Below are 23,056 nucleotides of genomic sequence, written 5' to 3' on the forward strand. Positions count from 1 at the left end.
CGATAGGCCTTCTGTAGACAGTAATTCCGAAAGCCAGTTTATGGGCGGGCGCAGAAACCCGTCAAGAGAGTTTTTGTATGGTTGTAGGGAGGAGGCTTGGCATACTTAAGTTTAAGTGAATTGTGCGTGCGAGAAGGGCTATGAGCAGGTGGGTAAGCAACAGCAGGAGAGGAGCGGGCAAGTGGGCAACTCGGTAGAGAGCTGGCTTAAAATGGGGTTCTGGGTAACTGGCACAATAATTTATGGGTGGTTATTTACTGGGTTATTGAATAAACGTGATTATCCCAATCTGACTTTTAGCAGTGCTTTGGGTCTGTTAGATTTGGGCCCGGCTCTGCTGGGAGGCTTAACGGTTATGGGCCTAGCCTGGTTATTCAGAAGAAAGAATACCGTAAACAGCGGTTCCAACAGGCTGTTCCGTATTGTGGTGGCGGTTCTTCCGGCTCTTTTTGTGGTCTCTGCGTTGGCTACTTTGGTGTTAACTCTTACTACCTATAACGGTGATTGGGTGGATGCCCGGCAGGGCCTTGCGACCGCTTTTGCGGCTTTGATTGCTGCGGTGGGTGTTGTGGTGTCTGTTGCTGTCAGTTACCAGACGGGTGAGGAAAACAGGCTTGCCCAGCAGGAGAACCTGAGGCGGCAGCTCGAACATCAGAGGGAGATTGAGGACGAACGCGCCCAACGGGAGCAGAATAAGCAGGACGCTGAAATTATCAAGTCGCTCAATGACCGCATGCATGAGATTCTGTCGCGTCGCTACAGCAAGGATGAGAACGAGCGGTCAGCAAGCTATTTTCAGCTAGCAACCCTCTACCAGGATTGGGAAACTCTGGCGGCTTCATCGGAAGTTGTGAAAAGGCAGAAAAATAGCCAGCAGAGAAATATCCTGAAAATTCTTTTTGGTGTTCCTCAAGAGAAGGATGGAGAGCTGGTTGATGGGCGAACTAAACTGGAGGAAACAACTCTCAATTCGATTATTCAGGATATTTTTCCAGTTTATCAAAAATCGGCAATACCCATTAATAATAAATTTGCTGAGAATTATTCCGAATCGAGAATTTTTGATTTAAGTTTTCTTGATTTGAGGAACCTAAATTTTTCGTACCGAGATTTAGGGAACTCAAATTTAAATTGTTCTCACTTGGAAGATTCGTACCTATGGGGTGCTTATTTGAAGGATGCGAATCTAGGAGGGGTATTCCTCAAGGACTCAACGCTGAATGAAGCGAATATGAATGGGTGCAATCTGAGGGGCGCTAATCTGGAAGGTGCAAAGTTTTGGCATACAAATTTAAAAGATGCAGAGTTATATTTTGCTCATTTGGAACGAGCCTATCTAGCAGGGGTTAATCTTGAAAAAGCTGATTTATTTAGTTCTTTTTTAAATGAAGCTCGGTTCATTTTCCGCGAAGAAGCTGAAGATATTAATAACCCCGAAACTAGGAAATTTATTGTAGAACGTGTCTCTTGTTGCGAGATGTTGCCAGCTCGCGAGGAACTCTTGAAAAGTGACCTCTCTGAAGGTCTTGTAGATGAAATTATTACGGAGCACAGGCGTCGCCGCGCGGCTCAGGGCAATGCGGCCTTGGAATCCTAATATCCGGGACTAACTCCCTGTTGTCTCCAAGAGAAAGGTCGGTCGCTGACGGCTTGCGATTCACCTTCTCGGTGCTAATCTCCCATCAGGCACAGCGGGTAGGCAAGCTCGATGGGGGCTGGCGTGAATCACCGAGTTAGCGCCAGCGAACCTGGCGAGAAGGGCCCTTGCCGTAGCTGTGTCTGCTGAGCGACTAGCAACCCTATAACCAAATACAGGTTGCCTAGTTGTTTACCTAACCGCCCCTGCCCTGCGCGCAGGGCAGGCGAGTCCGGTAGGCTAGTAGCCATGCGCATTGCTCGATTTACCGTAGACGATAACCTTCACTTTGGCCTGGTTGAGGGTGAGCCCGGCTCCGAAACCCTCACCGTGCTGACCGGCGACCCTTTCTACACCGGGGTCAACCCCACCGATAAGAAGTACGACCTGGTGGACGTCCGCCTGCTGGCCCCCATCATTCCCCGCTCCAAAGTCATTGGGGCCGCCCGCAACTGGCGCGACCACGCCAGCGAGCTGGGCAACCAAACCCCCACCAGCCCGCAGTTCTTCTTCAAACCCAACACCTCCGTGATCGGCCCCGGCGATCCTATCGCCCTGCCCGACTGGTCCTCCGACGTGTCCTACGAGGGCGAACTGGCCGTTGTCATCGGCCGTATCGCCAAGTCCGTGCCGCTAGAGCGCGTACCCGAGGTCATCTACGGCTACACCGTAGCCAACGACCTGACCGCCCGCGACGCCCAGAACACCGATGTACAGTGGGCCCGCGCCAAGGGCTTTGACGGCTCCTGCCCGATCGGGCCCTGGATCGAAACCGACCTGGACACCGACGACCTAGCCATTCAGACCTGGGTGGACGGCGACCTTAAACAGGACGGCACTACCGCCGGCATGGTTTTCTCCGTAGCCGAGCTCGTAGCCGCCGCCAGCGAATACTTCACCCTGCTACCCGGTGACGTCATCCTCACCGGCACCCCCGCAGGAGTAGGCCGCCTGAGCGCAGGCAACCAGGTGGAAATTGAGGTCGAAGGCATCGGCTCCCTGATCAACACCGTCCGCGCCGACTAAAAACTTTTCCTAGAACCCACAACGAAAGAGATGTGACCCCACCCATGACTGATTACGCCCTCAAGCTGTCAGACCCCAGCGAAACCCGCGTGCGTTTCTGCCCCTCACCCACCGGCACCCCCCACGTGGGCATGGTCCGCACTGCCCTCTTCAACTGGGCCTACGCCAAGCACACCGGCGGCAAGCTCATCTTCCGTATTGAAGACACCGACGCCGCTCGTGACTCCGAAGAGTCCTTCAACCAGGTTCTCGAATCCCTGCAGTGGCTGGGTATTCACTGGGACGAGGGTGTAGGTGTGGGCGGCCCCCACGAGCCCTACCGCCAGTCACAGCGCATGGACATCTACGCCCAGGTCATTGACAAGCTCAAGGCCGGCGGCTTCGTTTACGAAGATTTCTCCACCCCCGAAGAGGTTGAGGAGCGCCACCGCGCCAAGGGTGAAGACCCCAAGCTGGGCTACGACAACTTTGACCGCGACCTGACCGAAGAGCAGAAGGCCGCCTACCGTGCCGAGGGCCGCACCCCCGTTTTGCGCCTGCGCATGCCCGATGAAGACATCACCTTCAAGGACCTGGTGCGCGGCGAAATCACTTTCAAGGCCGGTTCCGTTCCCGACTTTGTTGTGGTGCGCGCTAACGGTCGCCCCCTCTACACCCTGGTCAACCCCGTTGACGATGCCCTCATGGGTATCACCCACGTTCTGCGTGGCGAAGACCTGCTGTCCTCCACCCCCCGCCAGATCGCCCTCTACCGGGCGCTGGTTGCCGTGGGTGTTACCAGCTTCATCCCTGAGTTCGGCCACCTGCCCTACGTCATGGGCCAGGGCAACAAGAAGCTCTCCAAGCGCGACCCCGAGTCCAGCCTCTACAACCTGCTCGATGCCGGCTTCATTAAGGAGGGCCTGCTTAACTACCTGTCCCTGCTGGGCTGGTCCCTGTCCCACGACGAGGACATCTTCAGCATGGACACCATGGTTGAGCACTTTGATGTCAAGGACGTGCTGGCTAACCCTGCCCGCTTTGACCTCAAAAAGGCAGAAGCTATCAACGGCACCCACATTCGTATGCTTGAGGCGGAGGACTTCCGCAACCGCCTGGTTCCCTTCCTGCACAGGGACGGCCTGGTCACCGCCAAGAGCTTTGAGGAGCTGACTGAGGGCGAGCAGGCTATCCTGACCGAAGCCGCCCCGCTGGTTCAGGAGCGTATGCAGTTGCTGGGGGAGACCGCCGGCCTGCTGGGCTTCCTCTTCACAAAGGACCAAGAGATTGAGGTCGCTGAGGACGCCGCCAAGCAGCTCAAAGAGTCAGCACCCGCTGTGCTCCAAGCCGCTCTCACAGCTCTTGAACCCCTGGAGACCTTCACTGCCCAGGCTATTGAGGAAGCCCTGCGTAGCGCCATCGTGGAGGGCCTAGAGATTAAGCCCCGCCTGGCTTTTGGCCCCGTGCGTACCGCTGTCAGCGGTGCCCGCATCTCACCGCCGCTCTTTGAGTCCATGGAGATTCTAGGGAAGGAGTCCTCGCTGACCCGCCTCAAGAAACTGCACCAAGAGCTTGCCGCCTAAGCCGGCGATACTCTAAACCAAGAACCTGCCTGACCCCAGCTCTGGGGAGGGGCAGGTTCTTTAGCTTTTTGGGGCACCCCCAAAAAAATTTTTTGAAGGGAATTTTTGGCCCCAAAAACCGCGAAAAACCGGGGAACTTTGGGATTCTGTGCACCCTGAAAGAAGGCCTTGTGATGTAGGTCTACCCTTTTCAAGTTGCACGCCCCTTGGGGGTCGTATAAAGTTATAACTCGTTGCGGCGATGACTTCCTCAAGGAAATCAGCTAAGCAATACCAATGGGATATGGTGTAATTGGCAACACTACGGTTTCTGGTACCGTCATTCTAGGTTCGAGTCCTGGTATCCCAGCGAACATCTTGTTTCAAGATGTCACGGCCCCATCGTATAGCGGCCTAGTACTCCGCCCTCTCACGGCGGCAACACCGGTTCAAATCCGGTTGGGGTCACAGGCTAAAGATTCCTCCACCTAAGGTTTAGGTGGGGGAATTTTTTTTGTTCCCGCTGTTGGCTGTGTGCTAAGGTCCCGCTGTGGCTGAAACTACAGTATCTCAAGTTGCGTACTAGCGGGGTGGCCTATATAGTTTTATCTGTTGCCACAAAGGTAGCAGCTCTTTTTTGAGAGCAAGGGCCCCATCGTATAGCGGCCTAGTACTCCGCCCTCTCACGGCGGCAACACCGGTTCAAATCCGGTTGGGGTCACAGGCTAAAGATTCCTCCACCTAAAGTTTAGGTGGGGGAATTTTTTTGTACCCTGTGCTGACCGGCAGGCACCAGCGGCAAGATAGGTGGCGACAGTTCCACTGATAGGGCAGCTCCGGCGCTAGGAACATGCCAGAATAGGGAGTGTGTACAACCAAACTATTCTTAATACTCTGGCCACCGTGCGAGAAGCCCGCAACACCCTCGCGGCAGCTTCTTTCCCGCTGAACACAGGCTCGGCTGAACAAGCTCAGCAAGAAGCCAAAACCGCAGTCACCCAGCTCGACGACTACATCTTGCCTAAGCTCTCCACCCTGGATGCGCCCCTGACCCTGGTCGTTGGTGGCTCCACCGGAGCCGGCAAATCAACCCTGGTGAACACGCTCATCGGTGAGCCTGTAACCCGTTCCGGGGCTATCCGCCCCACTACCCGCCAGCCCGTGCTGCTCTATAGGCCCGAGGACGTCGCCGCCTTTACCCCTGAGCGGATTCTTCCGCATCTGGTACGCCTTCCGGTTGAACCCGGCCAGGCCCTACCGGGGGCAAACCCCCACAGCGGCCAAGACGAGCTGGTGACCGTCCCGGTCGATTCCCTGCCCAAGGGCATTGCACTGATTGATGCCCCCGACTTTGACTCGGTGAGCGAGGAGAACCGCCGTCTTGCCCAGCAACTGCTACGAGCCGCTGACCTCTGGCTCTTTGTCACCACCGCTAACCGCTACGCAGATGCCCTGCCCTGGGAGATCCTGCGACAGGCGGCTACCCGAGATATCACCATTGCCGTGGTACTCAACCGTGTACCCGAGGGCAGCGAGGACGAGATCGAAGCAGATCTGAGCCGAATGCTGGCCGAAGCCGGTATCACCCCTGCCCTGATTCACTCTGTGACCGAGCAGGAACGTGATGAGCGCGGCCTGCTTCCCAGCGTGGCCCTGCTCCCCTTGATTTTCTGGTTACGTTCACTGGGCGCCGACACCGATGCCCGTGGTGATATCGCCCGCCGTACCCTGGAGGGGGCTGTGCGTTCTCTAGCCCGCCAGGCAAGCGATCTAGCTCAGGCCGCGCAAGACCAACAAGCCGCAGAAAACCGTCTGCGGGCCGACGCTACCAGCGCTTTCGCACGCGCCCTGACCAACCTGAACGAAAGCACACAGGACGGCCAGATGCTCCGAGGCGAAGTACTGGGGCGCTGGCAAGACTTTGTGGGTACCGGAGAATTCTTCCGCCAGGTAGAAACAACCGTGGGCAAGGTGCGCGACCGTATCGCAGGCTTTTTCAGGGGAACCCCGCCCACACAGGCTGTTGAGGTAGAACAGGCCCTTGAAGTCAGCCTGCACTCGGTCATTATGGAAGAGGCAGCTACTGCCGCCGAAACCGTCCAGCGCCGCTGGCTCGAAGACCGTGCAGGCCGTGCGCTGCTGGCTGGGGAGGACCTCGCCAAGCTGGACGCTAGCTTCTCCGAAGACGTAGCCGAAAGCATCCGTGCCTGGCAACAAGATGTCATGGACATCATCTCTGCCGAGGGTGCGGGCAAACGCCAAAAGGCCCGCTTCATGTCCCTGGGAGTGAACGTAACGGCCGTGATTTTGATGGTCGCGGTCTTCTCAATGACCGGTGGACTGACCGGCGTTGAAGTCGGTATTGCCGGTGGCTCCGGTGTGATTGGCCAAAAGCTCCTTGAAGCTATCTTTGGCGAAGACGCTGTGCGCCGCATGGCAACCGGTGCCCGCACCCGGCTCGAAGAGCGCATTGGCGAGCTGCTTGAAACCCAGCAGGCCCGCTTTATCGACCGCCTTGAATCTGTGAACGGGCAGGGGAGCGAGGACCAGGCCCGCCCCACTGCCAGCGACCTAGAAGCTGTTGCCACCACCTTGAACACCGCAAGCACCCAGCTAGCGGCCAGTGTTCAGCTACCTGCCGCTTCTGAAACAACCACCGAGAGCTAAAACCGTGACACCAACTTCTACCAGCAAGGCAGAGCCTGCCACCACAGCACTGGCCACCACCGTGGATGCCCTCACCACCGCCCTCGACTTAGGCCAAGGCCGCCTAGACCCCGAAATCCTGGCAAAGGGCCGCCTGGTCCTGGAGCGGGTTGCTACTCGCCGCGAACTCTCAGCAGAACACACCGTGATTGGTTTCTTCGGGGCTACCGGTTCCGGTAAATCAACCCTGTTTAATGCGGTGGTTGGCAAAGAGATCGCCAAGTCCGCCGCCCGCCGGCCCACCACATCGACCGCCCAGGCCGCCGTCTGGGGTAAAGAGGGCGTTGAACCCCTCCTGGACTGGCTGGGCGTAAGCAACCGAACCTACATGGACGAGGACCCAGCCCAAGCGGCAGAAGCCCTCAACCGGGCCGATGTGCCGGTCACCGTGGGCATGTGGAACAAAATCCGCACATCGGTGGGTGCCGGTAAAACAGAAGAAGCCACCGGTGGTCTAGTCCTGCTTGACCTGCCCGACTTCGACTCGGTGGAGGCCTCCAACCGGAAAATCGTGGAGAAAATGGCGCAGTGCGTGGACGTTCTGGTCTGGGTCATGGACCCCCAGAAATACGCTGACGCGGTGATTCACCAGGACTTCATCCAGCCCCTAGCCGCCCACGGCGCTGTAACCTTGGCTGTGCTCAACCAGGTAGATCGCCTGGATGAGGCTGAACTGCCTGCCGTGCTGGACTCCCTCAAACTGCTTCTGGCCAAGGACGGGCTAACCAGCACCCTGCTGGCTGACCCCCTGGGTGTTTCAGCCCGCACCGGCCATAACATTCCACGTCTGCGGGAGATCTTGGGGCAGGTCGCTGTCGCCAAAAATGCCGCTGTGGCCCGTATCGAGGCAGACCTGGCCGGGATTCGCTCAGAACTTGCTACCCAGGACGGGCAGAGGGAACCGGCAGGCATCACCGCCCCCGCTATGACCCAGCTTGAAGAGGGCTTCTACTGGGCCTCCGGCGCTGAAGGCTTGGTCAAAGCGGCCTCCGATTCATATAAGCTCCACGCCGCCGAGAAAACCGGCTGGATCGCCACCCGGTGGGTCCTCAAGATTAAACGGGACCCCCTCAAACGCCTGGGCCTGCACAAAGAACACGATGGGGCACCCATCAGCAAGTCCTCACTGCCTCCGCTCGGTGCGCCCCAGAAGGCGGCGCTGAGCACCAGCCTGCGCACCTTTGCGGGTCAGGCATCCGAGGGCCTGGCAGAACCCTGGAGCCACTCCATCCGGTCAGCCGCCCGAACTTACGAAGAACACCTACCCCGCGAAATTGAACGGGCGGCCGCCAGCGTCCACTACGAGGCAACCAAAAAACGCTGGTGGTGGCACCTGCTCAACATCTTGCAGTGGGTAGGGTTAGCAGCAGCTCTGCTTGGCCTGCTCTGGTTGACCGCGCTCGCCGCCGCAAGCTACTTCCAGCTTGTGCTACCAGACCCGCCCACGGTTGAGGGCTTCCCGCTACCTGTGCCCACCCTCCTGGTGGTTACGGGCCTCTTGGCCGGTATTCTGGTGGCTGCGCTGGGTCGAGCCATAGCTACTGTCGGCTATCGTATGTACGCCAAGGGTATTCGCCGTCAGCTTGAAGAAAATATGAGTGACGTAGCCTCACGCTGTGTCCTTGAACCCGTTCAAGAGGAACTGGATCGACTTGCCAACTACCGCAAGGCACTGGCCCAGGCCGGCAAGTAACTTTACGGTCTCACAGAAGAAGCCCCGGTACCCACAAGGGTACCGGGGCTCTTTCTTGGTCTGAGAGCAGAAGGCTAGCTCCGTAAGGCTTCTGATAGTGCAGCAGCCGCTTCACATACCACCTCAGCGTGCAGGCGGCCGGGTTGGCGGCTCAGGCGCTCAATCGGGCCGGAGATAGAGACGGCGGCAATCACCTTGCCGGAGGGGGAGCGAACCGGTGCGGAGACTGAGGCGGTACCGCGCTCGCGCTCACCCACGGACTGCGCCCAGCCCCTGCGGCGGACAGTTGCCAGCATGGTGGCAGAAAAACGAGCACTGTGCAGGCCCTCGACCAGGCGGGCGTGATCCTCCCAGGCAGTGAGTACCTGGGCGGCTGAACCTGCCTTCATAGAGAGCTGGGTGCCCACCGGAATGGTGTCGCGCAGGCCGATGGGCCGTTCAGCGGAGGCTACGCAGACCCGCCAATCACCCTGCCGACGGAAAATTTGTGAAGATTCACCCGTAGCATTACGCAGGTTGTTGAGGACGGGGCCAGCGGCGGCAATCAAACGATCTTCGCCAGCGGCACTTGAGAGTTCACTGAGACGGGGCCCTAACATAAACCGGCCCTGAACATCGCGGGCTACCAGCCTGTGGTGTGTGAGGGCAACAGCTAGACGGTGGGCGGTGGGGCGAGCCAGACCGGTAGCTTCAACAAGCTGGGAAAGGGTGGCGGGGCCAGCTTCAAGGCAGTCAAGAATGTGCGCGGCTTTATCAAGTACGCCGACGCCGGAGCTAGGCTTCTCTTGCATAGTGGGCAACTTTCGCAGATGGGCCGGTGCGTTGGCCCAGTGATTGTGTGTGATGCGATCTTTCGGGGGTGAAAGATAATGGGTAAATGGATTGTGTCTGAGTACTTTAATTTTGACTTCTCATATTCTGATATGCAAGTTCGTTTATTGGAAAGATGAGTGCGGTGCCGTCACACTTATTAACGCATCACAATAATTTTTGGAGGACTTGATGGCTGGTAGCACCGACCATACCCCGCGTACATTGGCTGAAAAAGTCTGGGAGGCGCACACCGTAGTGCCCGGTACAGACGGTAAGCCCGACTTGCTCTACATCGATCTGCACCTGGTTCACGAAGTAACCTCACCTCAGGCTTTCGAGGGGTTGCGTCTTGAGGGGCGTCCACTGCGTCGCCTGGACCTGACCATTGCAACCGAGGACCACAACACCCCCACTGAGAATATTTTCTCGACGATTGCAGATCTCACCTCACGCACCCAGATTGAGACACTGCGTAAGAACGCTAAAGAATTCGGTGTACGTATCCATTCACTCGGTGATCAAGAACAGGGTATCGTTCACGTGGTTGGCCCCCAGCTGGGCCTGACCATGCCCGGTATGACCGTTGTCTGCGGTGACTCACACACCTCAACCCACGGTGCTTTCGGTGCCTTGGCGTTTGGTATCGGTACCTCCGAGGTTGAGCACGTCATGGCAACCCAGACCCTGCCCCTGGCTCCTTTCAAGACCATGGCTATTAACGTAGAGGGTACCCTCAAGCCCGGTGTGACCGCTAAGGACATTATCCTGGCTGTTATTGCCGAAATCGGTACCGGTGGTGGCCAGGGCTACGTGCTGGAATACCGGGGCTCCGCCATCCGCTCCCTCTCTATGGAGGGGCGCATGACCATCTGCAACATGTCCATCGAGGCAGGTGCCCGCGCCGGTATGGTTGCACCCGATGAGACGACCTTTGAATACGTTAAAGGCCGCCCCCACGCACCTACCGGTGCCGACTGGGATGCCGCCCTTGAATACTGGAAGACCCTGCCCACCGACGAGGGTGCAACCTTTGATCATGAGGTTTTCATCAACGCAGATGAGCTAGAGCCTTTTGTCACCTGGGGCACCAACCCCGGCCAGGGTGTCCCCTTGTCCCAGGCTGTTCCCTTCCCCGAGGACTTTGCCGATGAGAACGAGCAGAAGGCCGCCGCTCGCGCCCTGGAATATATGGGCCTGACCGCTGGTACCCCCATGAAAGAGATCCCCGTTGATGTCGTCTTCCTGGGTTCCTGCACCAACTCCCGCATCGAGGACCTGCGTGCCGCCGCCGAAATCCTTAAGGGCAAGACCATGGCAGAGGGTGTTCGCATGATGGTTGTCCCCGGCTCCCACAGGGTTCGCACCCAGGCAGAAGCTGAGGGCCTGGACCAGATTTTCAAGGATTTTGGCGCAGACTGGCGCTTTGCCGGTTGTTCTATGTGCCTGGGCATGAACCCGGACCAGCTGGCATCGGGGGAGCGTTGCGCCTCAACCTCTAACCGTAACTTTGAAGGCCGCCAGGGCAAGGGTGGGCGCACCCACCTGGTCTCACCCCTGGTTGCTGCCGCTACCGCTATCCGCGGTACTCTCTCAGCTCCCGCTGACCTCTAGAGCGGAATAAGTCATCGAATTTGAGTACCCGGATAGCCGGGTAGAAACGGATTTTTCATGGAACCGATTAAAAAGCACACCGGAATTGGCGTGCCCCTGAGGGCCTCCAACGTCGATACCGACCAAATTATCCCCGCCGTCTACCTCAAGCGCGTCACCAAGACCGGCTTTGACGATGCCCTCTTTGCGGGCTGGCGCAAGGATGAGAACTTTGTCCTCAACCGGCAACCCTACAAGCAGGGTTCCGTGCTGGTTGCCGGCCCCGACTTCGGTACCGGATCATCACGAGAGCACGCCGTCTGGGCTTTGAAGGATTACGGCTTTCGCGTTGTTATCTCGGCTCGTTTTGCTGACATCTTCCGGGGTAACTCGGGCAAGCAGGGTTTGGTGGCTGCTCAGGTTGATCAGGACAACATTGAGCTGATCTGGAAGCAGCTTGAGACCGAGCCCGGTACTGAAGTGACGGTGGACCTGGAAGAGAAAACCGTCACCGTCGGTGCCTTGACCGTTCCTTTCCAGATTGACGACTACGTCCGCTGGCGCCTCATGGAAGGCCTCGATGACATCGGGCTAACCCTGCAACATGAAGAAGCTATTACAGCCTACGAGGCTAACCGCCCCGCCTGGTTACCGCGCACTCAGTAAAGCAAGGAATCAGTATAAGGCCACATCAGACCAGGGAGCCGGCAGAAAATAGGTAGGTGCCCTGGGCCCTTTAAAGGGGGGCGCTGGTACACCATTATGGTGGAGAACACTGCCCCCAGTAGGCCCTACTCTGAACTCTGAGGTAAAGTTGTTAGGCAAGGTTTTATTCACCAATTTTTGCTTGATGCGTGAAATAATGCTGTGAAGGTGTCGGTCGCCTAGGCGGGCACCACAGATTTATCCATGCAACGCTTCAGGTTAAAAGGGGCGAGCCGAGTAGACTACTCGGAAGACAGAAAATTTACGATTGGATATACATGGTCAGCGCACTGCGTATTGAAGGTGGCACCCCTCTCAAGGGCGAGGTTAACGTCCGTGGTGCCAAGAACCTGGTCCCCAAGGCTATGGTTGCCGCTCTCTTGGGTTCAACCCCTTCGGTGTTGCGCAACGTCCCCGAAATCAAGGATGTCAAGGTCGTCACCGACCTAGTAGAACTCCACGGCGTTTCTGTGGACTACGATGTGGAGGCAGGCGAGCTCCGCATGGACCCCACCAAGGTCTCTGTCGCCAACCATACCGACATCGAAGTTCACGCCGGTGACTCCCGTATTCCAATCCTGCTCTGCGGACCTCTGCTGCACACCATCGGTGAGGCTTTCATTCCTGACCTGGGTGGCTGTAAGATTGGCGACCGCCCCATCAACTACCACCTGCGTGTGCTTGAAAAGTTCGGCGCCAAGATTGAGAAACTGCCCACCGGTATCTCCATGAAGGCTCCCGCTGGCGGTCTACAGGGCGCTCAGATTCCCCTGGAATACCCCTCTGTGGGTGCTACCGAGCAGGTTCTTCTGGCAGCAACCCGCGCCAAGGGCAAGACCGAACTAACCGGCGCGGCTATTGAGCCAGAAATCATGGATCTGATTGCAATCCTTCAGAAGATGGGCGCAATCATCACTGTTGAGACCGACCGCCAGATCATCATCGAAGGTGTAGATGAGCTCACCGGCTTTAACCACGTAGCTATGCCTGACCGCAACGAATCAGCTTCCTGGGCCTCTGCAGCACTGGCAACAGGCGGCGATATATTCGTGCGCAACGCTAACCAGAAGGACCTGTCAACGTTCATCAACGTCTACCGCAAGCTTGGTGGTGGCCTGGACATTAGTGACGAAGGCATCCGCTTCTTCCACCAGGGCGAGGATCTGAACCCCTTATTCGTTGAAACCAACGTACACCCCGGCTTTATGACCGACTGGCAGCAGCCACTTGTTGTTGCCATGACCCAGGCTAAAGGCGTGAGCCTGGTCCACGAGACTGTCTACGAGAACCGCTTCGGTTTCACCGATGCCCTGGTCCGCATGGGCGCTACTATCCAGCTCCACAAGGACTGTTTAGGCCCCACCCCCTGCCGTTTTGGCCACCAGAACTTCCAGCACTCAGCTGTCATTACCGGCAAGACACCCCTGCGTGGTACAGATATTAACGTGCCCGACCTACGCGGTGGTTTCTCCCACGTGATCGCGGCGCTGACTGCTGAGGGTACATCTAACGTCACCGGTGTTACGGTTATTTCCCGTGGCTATGAGCACTTTGTAGATAAGCTCACCGCCCTGGGAGCTGACTTCGAGGTTACTGCCTAGTCATGAGTAAGCACAGCGCATGGCCGAAAGAGATTAAGCCAAGCAAGCGGGGGGATGCGGTCTACCGAGCCGCAGGGCACCTGCTCAGGCCTCTCTACAATCTGCCGATGCGGCCCGAGATGATTGGCATGGAAAAGCTTCCTGCCGACGGCGGGTTTATTGTGGTGGCAAACCATGTCACCGAGATTGACCCCATCACCGTTGCCTACCCGCTCTTCATGCGGGGGGTCCTGCCGCGCTTCTTGGCAAAAGACTCTCTCTTCCGCGTGCCGCTCCTTGGCTGGCTCATGCGTCAGTGCGCTCACATCCCCGTTACCCGAGGCTCAGCACAAGCAGCTAAGTCACTGGAGGTGGCTCAAGCTGTGCTGAGCTCCGGGGGAGCGGTGCTGATTTTCCCCGAAGGCACCTTGACCAAGGACCCTGAACTCTGGCCCATGACCGGTAAATCCGGTGCTGCCCGTCTGGCTTTAGCCGCAGGTGCACCCGTCTACCCGATTGCCCATTGGGGTGACCAGGACTTCTTGCCGCAGTACGGTAAGCCCCGCTTTGGCTTCCCCCGTAAAAAAGTCAGTATTGTTGTGGGGGACCCCATCGACTTGAGCGATCTGCTTGAAGGCCGTGAACCAGGTACCCACTATAGTCACAGCCAACTGACCGCTGTCACTAACCGCATGCTTGACCGGATTACTGACCTGCTTGAGGATATTAGAGGAGAAAAGGCCCCCGAAGGGCGCTGGAATTCAGTTTTGAACGTCCGTCAATCACCGGAGCAGTAGGCCCAGACACCCGACCGGAAAGGGACCCCACAATGAGCACCTCCGATATCCACCAAGTCGCTGTTTTAGGCGCGGGAAGCTGGGGCACAGCCTTTGCCAAGGTCCTTGCCGATGCCGCGCGGGCAACCGGTAGCAACCGGAAAATAAGTCTGTGGGGGCGTAACCCGCAAACCATGGACAAGATGTCTAAGACCCGAATTAACGAGGCTTACTTCCCCGGTACCCTTCTGCCGGAAAATCTCACGATGACCTCGGACCTTGCTCAGGCTCTTACCGGTGCCCAGATCGTGGTGTTAGCTATCCCTGCTCAGGTCCTGCGGTCTCAGCTTGAAACTGTAGCTCCGCTACTGGCACCCGATGCCCTGCTCGTCTCACTAGCTAAGGGCCTTGAAATGGGCACCGGCCTACGCATGAGCGAGGTCATTGTCGATTCTCTCCAAGGGCACCTGGTTGCAACCGGCGCTTCTCCCCAAGAAATCGAAAGCGTACCCCACCGCGTTACTGTGCTCTCAGGCCCTAACCTAGCCAAAGAAATTATTGTGGAGCAACCTACCACCAGCGTTGTTGCCGCAACAACCGAGGCAAGCGCACGCACCGTCGCTTCAGTTTGTGCGGCAGGCTACTTTAGGCCCTACACCAACACCGACATTGTGGGGGTTGAGATTGGTGGGCTGGTCAAGAACGTGATTGCCCTCTGCGTTGGTATGTGCGAAGGCAAACAGTACGGCGATAATTCCAAGGCCTCAGTGATGACCCGTGGGCTGGCCGAAACCACCCGTCTTGCCCTGGCTCTGGGAGGCAAACTGGAAACCATGAGCGGGCTTGCTGGCATGGGCGATCTGATTGCTACCTGCTCGTCCCCGCTTTCCCGAAATCACACTGCCGGTCGTCTGCTAGCTGAAGGAATCGCTCCCGATGAGCTTCACACCGTAATGACCCAGACCGCAGAGTCCATCAAATCTGCCCCCGTTGTGGCAGAACTCGCGCGAAAAGTAGGGGTAGAAATGCCCATTACAGAAGCTGTAGTAGCGGTCCTCAACCGTACAATATCAGTTGAAGAACTTGCCCCCGCGCTTCTAGGGCGCTCTCTTAAATCAGAAGACATCGAACCTACCAAGTAAGTGGGTTGAGAACAGAATCTCCCCGCCCCATCAAAGGACGCTATGACCACAACCAGCATTAAACCCACCGTTGCTCTACTTTGCGGTGGGCGTTCCTCCGAGCACTCAATTTCTTTGATTACCGCACGCGGCGTACTGGGGGCTATCGACCATGATAAATACACCGTGGTGACTATCGGTATCACCCGTGACGGCCGCTGGTACCTGACCGATGAAGAAACCCTGACCCGTTTAACCGAAGCGAGCGCGCTGGCTGATTTTCCCGCCGAGGGCAAACAGGTCTTCCTGCCTCTGGGTGGTGGCGATAACCGCCTGCGTCTGATTGATTCCATCGATGAAACCCGGGTGGAGCTTGGCCCCGCGATTGATGTTGTCTTTCCTCTCTTGCACGGCCCCTTTGGCGAAGATGGCACAGTTCAGGGTCTGCTCGAAATGGCGGACTTGCGATATGTTGGCTGTGGTGTCGCGTCATCAGCGGTAGGCATGGATAAGCATCTCATGAAGGTTGCCTTTGAGGCAGCAGGTCTTGAAGTTGGCCCCTACGAAGTTGTCACCCACCGCCAGTGGGTCCTTGACCAGGCGGGTGCTCGTGAGCGAATTAGCCAGCTGGGTTATCCTGTCTTTGTTAAGCCTGCCCGTGCCGGGTCATCCTTTGGCATCACTAAGGTTGATTCTGCTGACCAGCTTGATGCCGCAATTGCCGAGGCGCAGAAGCACGACCCAAAGCTTGTGATTGAGGCCGGGATTGTGGGCCGCGAGATTGAGTGCGCGGTGCTCGATGGTCACCACTCTGAGCTACCCCGCGCTTCCTACCCCGGTGAGATCGTGGTGGTTGACCGTGAACACGATTTCTATGACTTTGAGGCTAAGTACGTTTCGAAGACCTCTGCCGAGACTCGATGCCCGGCGGACTTACCCGCTGAAGTTTCGGAGCGTATGCGCAAGCTAGCTGTTGAGGCTTTCCTAGCTGTTGACGGTGAGGGCCTGTGCCGCGCTGATTTCTTCTACACTGAGGACGGCCGCCTGGTGATCAACGAGGTCAACACTATGCCCGGCTTTACCCCCATTTCCATGTATAAAACCATGTGGGAAAATACCGGAATTGCCTATAGCGACCTGATTGATCAACTGATTTCCTTGGCCATGGAACGCCCGCTGGGCCTGCGTTAGAGCTAGGCGAGCTGGACCCTTATCGGCTAATTATCAATGTTCCCGGTCTCTCATGGCAGAGACACCGGGGACATTCTAATATTCGGGCTGGAAGGGATATTTAGCCGACCCCACCCTGAACATCGGTGAGCGTATCCTCCACATTGGTGCACTGCTTCTTCTGGGGGAGTTGCTCCACCGCAGAGGCCAGCTCTGCCAATACGGTTGATGAGGAAACCCGGTCGGCTTCAAAAGTTACCTGGATTGCAGGTTCTCGGCCAAAGGTTTCTGCATACCATGTTCCCGTTGCGGTTTGCTCTGATGATTGGGCCTGTTCCTTATCGGTGGGTTTCACAATCCAATCAACACCATTGACCGACTGGCAGGGGTCTGAGACCGGGTCGGTGGGGAGCTCTACACCGCATTTAAGAACAATTGCCGTGGGTTCACCCCAGGCTGTTGTCGCCTGCGCTGTCGTTTCCCGTTGGTCTAAACCGCTTAGGGTTTTGGGCATGGCAACCATAGCTTTGGCGCAGGCAGGATTGGTGGCATCGGGCGCGGGCTGAAGATTAACCGCGTTCGGTCCGCAGGCGGTGATGCTGGCAGTTAGGACAAGGAGAGGAAGAATCTTTTGATGGTCTATGCTCACCTGCCCATTGTATAACTTTCGCTACTTGAGCCCCACCTGACGGCTTGAAACGGTGGCTGATTTGCCAGTGATTGGGTAGTGTGGTGGTTGATGAATTGAACACTATCGGACCAGTAGAGCCCGTGATCACCGGGGGCGGAACCCCCAAGGAGCCAAAGAATGAACACCAGCAAAAAGACAGTGCTTGTTGCATGTTCGGTGGCTTCGCTTGCTCTGTTGCCGGTACAGCTACACGATGAGGGTAGCCAGGCAATGGCACTTCCAGCAGAGATGCTGCCAATGCTAGCGACTTCTGCGCAAGTCCAAGAAGTACTTCCCACCAACCCGGAGCCCACCCCTAGTGCAGCGGTTGAACCGCCCCTTGAACCCCTTCCGTCCGATGCCCCGGTCCCGCGGGAAGATCCGGTTCCCACTCCGACAGAAGACCCCGTTTCACCCACGGAACCTGTACCCACCCCCACGGAACCTGCTCCTTCTGTGCAGCCGGTGCCTACTCCAACAGAGGAACCGGTGCCTCCGGAAGAGCCGGCTCCCACTCCAACAGAAGACCCCGTTTCACCCACAGAACCTGTACCCACCCCCACGGAACCTGCTCCTTCTGTGCAGCCGGTGCCTACTCCAACAGAGAACCCGGTGCCCCCTACGGATCCTGAACCAACCCCGGTTACTCCCTTACCACCGGTTGAGCCTGCACCCCTTCCAAGCTCAGAGCCTGTGCAACCGCAACCGGTTCCTGTTCCGGCTGAGCCGGTCAACCCTGCGCCCGTACAAAGCCAGGAACCTATGACCCCCTCCAACCGGCTGGCTACTACTCAGCAGGCCCCGATGCCCGTTCAAGACAGCACCGACAGGCTAGCACCAGCACCGAGCCTGCAAGTGCTCGGGGCTGAGCCTCCCGCCACAATGGATGCTGATACCAGCAAAGTGAACCGGTCGCCGGTTGGCAGTTCGGTACTCGGGTTGACGAGCGCCCCGCAGCAGAACTACAGCGGTACACCTGACTGGGTTGAAGGCTTCCTCAACGCGAGCGACCAGAACGATTTCGGTGATACCGCCAACAACTCTAACCAGGCCGCAGGTGTGATTGGGGCTGAAGCTCAGGGATACCAGTTTGAACCAACCGGCGGGTCGAACGTATTCCAGCGCGGTATATCGATTGTGACCGGTGCGCGCCCGCTTCTTATCTTCAGCGGTGTGGCGGTGGCCGGTCTTGCGCTGGTTGTCTTCAACTTTGTGTGGCGCAACCGAAGCCCAAAGGCATAACTTTTACCATGACTCTTGTTTCTTCTGTGAGTGAGGGACAGCTCTTGGCTACATTCCTCCCTACCATCCAGGAACATAACGCCAAGGCCCAGAGGCTGACCCCGGGTGCAAGAAGCCTGGTTCTGGGGCCGGGCGATGACTCCGCTGTACTTGACCTGAGCGGTGGACTGACCGTCATGAGTACCGATACTCAGACGCAGAACCAGGATTTTCGTCTCTCCTGGCCTAGCGGTAGAACCAGCGGGGGCTATGAGGTTGGCTGGAAGGCCGCAACGCAGAACCTTGCAGATATTGCGGCTATGGGAGCGCGTCCGGTTACCCTGCTTGTTTCGCTAACCCTTCCGCCCTCTACCCCTCTCGCCTGGGTCAAAGATTTCGCCCGAGGCCTGGTGGACTCTTGCACCGCACAGGGTGCAGAGACCTGCTCCATTTCAGGGGGAGATGTGGGCTCCGGTACCGAGATCTCAGTCACGGTTACAGCCCTTGGCCTGGTTCAAAAGCCTGTCACCCGCAGCGGTGCTCAAGCTGGGGACGCTATTGTTCTGGCCGGAGCGCTGGGTACCGCCGCGGCGGGGCTGGCCTTACTTGAAAACTCGGAGTTGCCCGAAACCCTTTCCCCCCAAATCGAGGCCTGTATCGAAGCCCAGCAACGCCCGGTCAGCCCGCTGGCCGCTGGTATCCAAGGCGCCGAAAATCTTACGTCTCTTATGGATGTATCGGATGGTCTTGTGCGTGATGGCGGGCGACTGGCTCAGGCATCGGCTTGCGCCTTTGACATCGACACAGCTTCTTTGGCTCCCTGGCTACTTGAGCTGAGGGAACCTGCTCTTCTCCTCGCGGGGGCTGAGGGCCAGAAAGCTTCTGACCTGGCTTTAGGCTGGGTTCTGACAGGCGGCGAAAACCATGCCCTGCTGGGTACCAGCCCACCTGAGCAGATACCAGCCGGGTTTACTAGAATTGGGACGGTGCGCCCAGGTACCGGTGTAACAGTTGATGGGCACCCCTATACAGCGAAAGGATGGGATCATTTTGAGGCAGGTTCCCGCTAACTGGTGGCTGAGCTGGTTGCTAGGCGGACGTACCCAGCTAGTCGAACACCGTGCACTTTTGAACCGCATCAATGTCTTTCCTGTAGCTGATGCCGATACGGGTTCTAACTTGAGCGCCACCCTGGGGCGGGCTGCTGATAGCGCTGGTATGGCCGATGATCCGACTCTCGCCCTGGCGGCTCGTGCGGCCTTGCGGGGTGCTCGCGGGAATTCGGGTACCCTGCTTGCGGTGTGGCTCTTAGGTCTGGCGAGGGAGCTGGGGCCGGTGGGCGAACTTGAAGCTGTTACCACCGGTATACCTGAGGAAAATTCAGCTCTAACCCCCGCGCTTCTAGCCAGTGCTTTTAAGCGTGCCGCTCGTGACGCTCGCTCGGCCCTGAGCCAGCCCGCTGAGGGAACCATGCTGACGGTTATGCAGGCCATTGGGCAGGTTCCCCCCGCTGATGACTGGCTCGGCTACACCTCACAGCTCTTGCAGGGCGCTGAGACTGCTGTGCGGGAAACTGCTCAGGCCTCTCACGCCCGCAACGGTTGGGTAGATTCCGGTGCCCTTGGTTTTTTGCTAGTTCTGGTAGCGCTGGCTACTGAGCTGAACGGCTCTGCACCTACTAAGACCTACGCAGATCTTTTGGAAGAGAGCCCAGCACCTTCTTGGCCTAATGCCCTCCCTCCCTTCTCACAGCGCTCCAAGAAATCTGACTCAACCGTAGAGGTCATGTGCGATATCTATTTGCCTGTACTCGAAGCCAGTCAGCTTCGTAGTGCCCTTGACGCTGTGGGTGATTCTGTGTCGATAGCCCAGGTAGAGGCCGGTAATGAAGCTCTTTGGGCTATTCATGTGCATACACCCACCGCAGCGGATGCCCTCACAGTGCTTGAAGCCGCTGGTGAACCACTCAACGTGCGCATCAGTAACCTGGCTCCTGGTGACAGCGAACCTGCATTAGCGGGGTGTTCGCATGACTGAACCCGGACAGGGGCTCTTTGACCTGCCCGAAAAAGTCCCAGCACCTCGCCGGACTTCCACAAAAAACGCAAGCCGCAAAAATGGCGCTCAGAAAACTGGCACCGGATCAGCAGGCACACAAAAAACCGCTCGGAAGACTAAGAACAGCGTCTCTACCCGCCGCCGCACAGTTAAAGAGCTAGACCCCAAAGTAGGGGAGGTTATCGAAACCTACGCCAGTGAAGACCGGTTAGAGAACGCCCCCCTCAAAAACTATCTGGGTGCGAGCACCGCTAAGGCACTTGCGAGGCACCTGGGTCTTGAAACGGTGGGCCAGGCGCTCGAATACTACCCGCGCAAATACCTGCCGCGCGGGGAACTCACCCCATTCTCATCGCTGGTTGAGGGGAGCGAAGCCACGATTGTTGCCCGGGTACTGAAAGTAACCACCCGGCAGATGGCCTCCCGCCGCGGTTCCATTACCGAAATTACTATCACCGATCAACTAACCGATCAGCCTCCAAGTCCCGCCATAGAATCCTTGCGACCCAACCCCAATGCCTACCGGGGGGCTGGTGCCCCGGCTGCCTATCAGCCCGGCTACAGTAACCCTCGGCTTCAAGGATCAGCCGGTGCTATGGCCGGTAGCCCAAGAAGCGACTATGGGGCCGGTCATGGTTTTAAGCTCGGTGCTGTCTTCAACAGCTATGCTGCTGGCTCCTACGCCATGGTGGGTAACAGCGACACCATGACCCTTAGTTTCTTCAATGCCTGGACGGCGGCCCGGGAAATTCACCAGGGAGACCAGGTCATGTTCTCGGGCAAGGTGGGTACCTACCGTGGTGAGCTGACGCTTACCAACCCCCACTACGCCGTGATAGCCGACCGTGCTTCGGGCATGGCTCCGGGGGCCAGCGCCGAAGCTATCGAGCGTGCCAAAGCACGGGCTAATGCCCCCATTCCGGTCTATAAGGCAACCCCCAAATACCCTACCGATAGGGTAGCCGCTGCGCTGGAAGCCCTCTTGGAGCGCCTATCTCTCAAAGAGCTGGAAGACCCGGTCCCTTTCACCGTGCGCAAAAGCCGTAAAATTCCCTCTCTGGCCTGGACCTACCGGGCCGTGCACACACCCGATACCGAGCAAACCTGGCGGGCGGCCCACCACTCCCTGCGCTACCGCGAAGCCTTTGTGCTACAAGCGGCCTTGGCACGTATCCGTGCGGCTCGTGCTGCCCACCACACCCTTGCCCGCCCCTTTGTTCCCGGTGGTCTAGCCGATGCGCTGACGGGCCTACTGCCTTACAAGCTCACCGAGGGGCAAGAAGCGGTAGGCGCTGAAATCAGGGACGACCTGGCTAGTTCCAGCCCCATGAACCGCCTGCTTCAGGGGGATGTGGGCTCAGGCAAGACAGTGGTAGCCTTGCGGGCTATGCTGCAGGTTGCTGACAATGGCGCCCAGGCCGCTATGTTAGCGCCTACAGAAGTGCTGGCCGAACAGCACTACCGGTCGGTTTGCCAGATTCTGGGTGATCTTCTCGATACCCGCCCATTCGATCCAGCCGCCGCTAAATCCGCGCATGAACCCCCGGCAGATAAAGGCACCGTCCGGGTGGTTCTGCTGACCGCCTCACTCAAAACAAAAGCCAAAAAAGAGGCCCTGCTAGCCATAACATCAGGTTCTGCCGACATCGTGATTGGCACCCATGCTCTGCTGGCCGATGCCGTGCAGTTCGCTGATCTGGGCCTGGTCGTGGTAGACGAACAGCACCGCTTCGGTGTCGAACAGCGTGATGCCCTGCGCGGCCCCGGCGGGGCGCTACCTCACCGCCTGGTCATGACCGCAACCCCCATACCTCGAACCGTGGCTATGACCGTCTTTGGCGACCTCGATACCTCGGTACTTGACCAGCTCCCCGCGGGTCGCCAAAAAATAAGTACACACGTCGTGCCCCTGGCCGAGCACCCTACCTGGGCCCAAAGAATCTGGTCTCGCGCCCGTGAAGAAATTGATGCCGGCCACCAAGTCTATGTAGTGGTGCCCAAAATTGGCGGGGGCGACAGCTCAGCAGAAACTGAAACCGGTGAAACCCTCTTTGGCTCTGCTACTGCCAGCACCGAGAGCGCTCGCGGTGGAGCGCTAGCATCGGTCGAGTCGGTCTTGGAAGACCTTGAGGGGGAACCCGCACTTGCCGGTGTTCGTATCGCCGGCCTGCACGGGCGTATGGATACCGCCGAGAAAAACCGGGTCATGACCGAGTTTTCTGATGGCCAGCTAGACTTGCTCGTTTCCACCACCGTTATCGAGGTGGGCGTGAACGTGCCTAACGCGACCCTCATGGTCATTATGGACGCTGACCGTTTTGGCATTTCGGGTCTGCATCAGCTGCGCGGTCGCATTGGCCGAGGCCAGCTCCCCGGAACCTGCCTGCTGGTGACAAAACAACCTGCGGACGGTGTCTCCCGGGAGCGCCTGGATGCGGTTGCCTCCACTACCGACGGGTTCGAGCTCTCACGGGTGGACCTTGAGCAGCGCCGAGAGGGCGATATTTTGGGGGCTGCTCAGTCGGGTAAGAAATCCACCCTAAAACTCTTGCGTGCTCTCACCGATGCCAAGCTGATTGAGCGGGCTAGGCAAGATGCCTTTGCCGTGATTGAGAGGGATCCGACTCTTGCCTTGCATCCCGACTTGGCTCGTACCATTGACCGAGCCTTGGATGCTGACCGTGAAGCCTTCCTGGGGCGTGGCTAGACTTTGGGAAGCGGAGTTCTTGGGCCATGAAAATTTGGGCAGA

At 58.0% G+C, this 23,056-nt stretch carries 17 protein-coding genes and 3 tRNA genes; 18 read left to right on the forward strand and 2 right to left on the reverse strand.

Annotated features, from left to right (window positions below):
• The first annotated feature begins 181 nt into the window (after positions 1 to 181).
• The 8 genes from ACN082_RS03505 (at position 182) to ACN082_RS03540 (ending at position 8,602) form a co-directional block, all read left to right on the forward strand.
• Positions 182 to 1,597 carry a pentapeptide repeat-containing protein gene (locus ACN082_RS03505; protein ID WP_419099470.1) on the forward strand — a complete coding sequence of 472 codons (1,416 nt, stop codon included), beginning with the start codon at positions 182 to 184 and terminating at the stop codon, positions 1,595 to 1,597.
• Between the two features lie 288 nt (positions 1,598 to 1,885).
• Positions 1,886 to 2,662, forward strand: coding sequence for a fumarylacetoacetate hydrolase family protein (locus ACN082_RS03510; RefSeq protein ID WP_419099471.1), 777 nt, complete (start codon positions 1,886 to 1,888; stop codon positions 2,660 to 2,662).
• A 44-nt stretch (positions 2,663 to 2,706) separates the two neighbouring features.
• Positions 2,707 to 4,224, forward strand: a complete 1,518-nt coding sequence (gene gltX, locus ACN082_RS03515) for a glutamate--tRNA ligase (RefSeq protein ID WP_419099472.1) — start codon at positions 2,707 to 2,709, stop codon at positions 4,222 to 4,224.
• 277 nt (positions 4,225 to 4,501) lie between these two features.
• Positions 4,502 to 4,573 (forward strand) — tRNA-Gln (locus ACN082_RS03520).
• Between the two features lie 25 nt (positions 4,574 to 4,598).
• A tRNA-Glu gene (locus tag ACN082_RS03525) sits at positions 4,599 to 4,671 on the forward strand.
• Between the two features lie 180 nt (positions 4,672 to 4,851).
• Positions 4,852 to 4,924, forward strand: a tRNA-Glu gene (locus ACN082_RS03530).
• A 146-nt stretch (positions 4,925 to 5,070) separates the two neighbouring features.
• Positions 5,071 to 6,870: a GTPase gene (locus ACN082_RS03535; RefSeq protein WP_419099473.1), complete on the forward strand. Its 1,800-nt coding sequence runs from the start codon at positions 5,071 to 5,073 to the stop codon at positions 6,868 to 6,870.
• Between the two features lie 4 nt (positions 6,871 to 6,874).
• Positions 6,875 to 8,602, forward strand: a complete 1,728-nt coding sequence (locus ACN082_RS03540; protein ID WP_419099474.1) for a dynamin family protein — start codon at positions 6,875 to 6,877, stop codon at positions 8,600 to 8,602.
• Between the two features lie 74 nt (positions 8,603 to 8,676).
• On the opposite strand, the gene ACN082_RS03545 is transcribed toward ACN082_RS03540, so the two are convergent.
• Positions 8,677 to 9,393: an IclR family transcriptional regulator gene (locus tag ACN082_RS03545; RefSeq protein WP_419099475.1), complete on the reverse strand. Its 717-nt coding sequence runs from the start codon at positions 9,391 to 9,393 to the stop codon at positions 8,677 to 8,679.
• A gap of 211 nt (positions 9,394 to 9,604) precedes the next feature.
• Between ACN082_RS03545 and leuC the strand changes: the two genes are divergently transcribed.
• From leuC to ACN082_RS03575, 6 genes are all read left to right on the forward strand, one after another.
• On the forward strand, positions 9,605 to 11,026 hold the full coding sequence (gene leuC / locus ACN082_RS03550) for a 3-isopropylmalate dehydratase large subunit (RefSeq protein WP_419099476.1): 1,422 nt from the start codon (positions 9,605 to 9,607) through the stop codon (positions 11,024 to 11,026).
• Between the two features lie 57 nt (positions 11,027 to 11,083).
• On the forward strand, positions 11,084 to 11,671 hold the full coding sequence (leuD, locus tag ACN082_RS03555) for a 3-isopropylmalate dehydratase small subunit (protein ID WP_419099477.1): 588 nt from the start codon (positions 11,084 to 11,086) through the stop codon (positions 11,669 to 11,671).
• A 317-nt stretch (positions 11,672 to 11,988) separates the two neighbouring features.
• Positions 11,989 to 13,311: a UDP-N-acetylglucosamine 1-carboxyvinyltransferase gene (gene murA, locus ACN082_RS03560; RefSeq protein ID WP_419099478.1), complete on the forward strand. Its 1,323-nt coding sequence runs from the start codon at positions 11,989 to 11,991 to the stop codon at positions 13,309 to 13,311.
• A gap of 2 nt (positions 13,312 to 13,313) precedes the next feature.
• Positions 13,314 to 14,087 (forward strand): lysophospholipid acyltransferase family protein, encoded by a 774-nt coding sequence (locus tag ACN082_RS03565; protein WP_419099479.1) that lies wholly within the window; start codon positions 13,314 to 13,316, stop codon positions 14,085 to 14,087.
• A 32-nt stretch (positions 14,088 to 14,119) separates the two neighbouring features.
• Entirely contained in the window at positions 14,120 to 15,208 is a 1,089-nt protein-coding gene (locus ACN082_RS03570) for an NAD(P)H-dependent glycerol-3-phosphate dehydrogenase (RefSeq protein ID WP_419099480.1), read from the forward strand.
• 42 nt (positions 15,209 to 15,250) lie between these two features.
• Positions 15,251 to 16,378, forward strand: coding sequence for a D-alanine--D-alanine ligase family protein (locus ACN082_RS03575; protein ID WP_419099481.1), 1,128 nt, complete (start codon positions 15,251 to 15,253; stop codon positions 16,376 to 16,378).
• A gap of 100 nt (positions 16,379 to 16,478) precedes the next feature.
• On the opposite strand, the gene ACN082_RS03580 is transcribed toward ACN082_RS03575, so the two are convergent.
• Positions 16,479 to 17,006: a DUF3515 domain-containing protein gene (locus tag ACN082_RS03580; RefSeq protein ID WP_419099482.1), complete on the reverse strand. Its 528-nt coding sequence runs from the start codon at positions 17,004 to 17,006 to the stop codon at positions 16,479 to 16,481.
• A 159-nt stretch (positions 17,007 to 17,165) separates the two neighbouring features.
• On the opposite strand from ACN082_RS03580, the gene ACN082_RS03585 reads away from it, so the two are divergent.
• Genes ACN082_RS03585 through ACN082_RS03600 form a run of 4 tightly spaced genes read left to right on the forward strand, consistent with a single transcriptional unit; the run spans position 17,166 to position 23,013 of the window.
• Entirely contained in the window at positions 17,166 to 18,269 is a 1,104-nt protein-coding gene (locus tag ACN082_RS03585) for a hypothetical protein (RefSeq protein WP_419099483.1), read from the forward strand.
• Between the two features lie 8 nt (positions 18,270 to 18,277).
• A complete protein-coding gene (gene thiL / locus ACN082_RS03590; protein WP_419099484.1) occupies positions 18,278 to 19,318 on the forward strand; it encodes a thiamine-phosphate kinase in 1,041 nt (346 codons plus the stop codon).
• Positions 19,299 to 20,285, forward strand: a complete 987-nt coding sequence (locus ACN082_RS03595) for a DAK2 domain-containing protein (RefSeq protein ID WP_419099485.1) — start codon at positions 19,299 to 19,301, stop codon at positions 20,283 to 20,285. The genes thiL and ACN082_RS03595 overlap by 20 nt, the downstream gene beginning before the upstream one ends.
• A complete protein-coding gene (locus ACN082_RS03600; RefSeq protein ID WP_419099486.1) occupies positions 20,278 to 23,013 on the forward strand; it encodes an ATP-dependent DNA helicase RecG in 2,736 nt (911 codons plus the stop codon). Before ACN082_RS03595 ends, ACN082_RS03600 begins: the two co-directional genes overlap by 8 nt.
• Positions 23,014 to 23,056 lie beyond the last annotated feature (43 nt).

Origin of the sequence: Rothia sp. CCM 9417 (genome assembly GCF_048513575.1) — a bacterium.
Lineage (GTDB): Bacteria > Actinomycetota > Actinomycetes > Actinomycetales > Micrococcaceae > Rothia.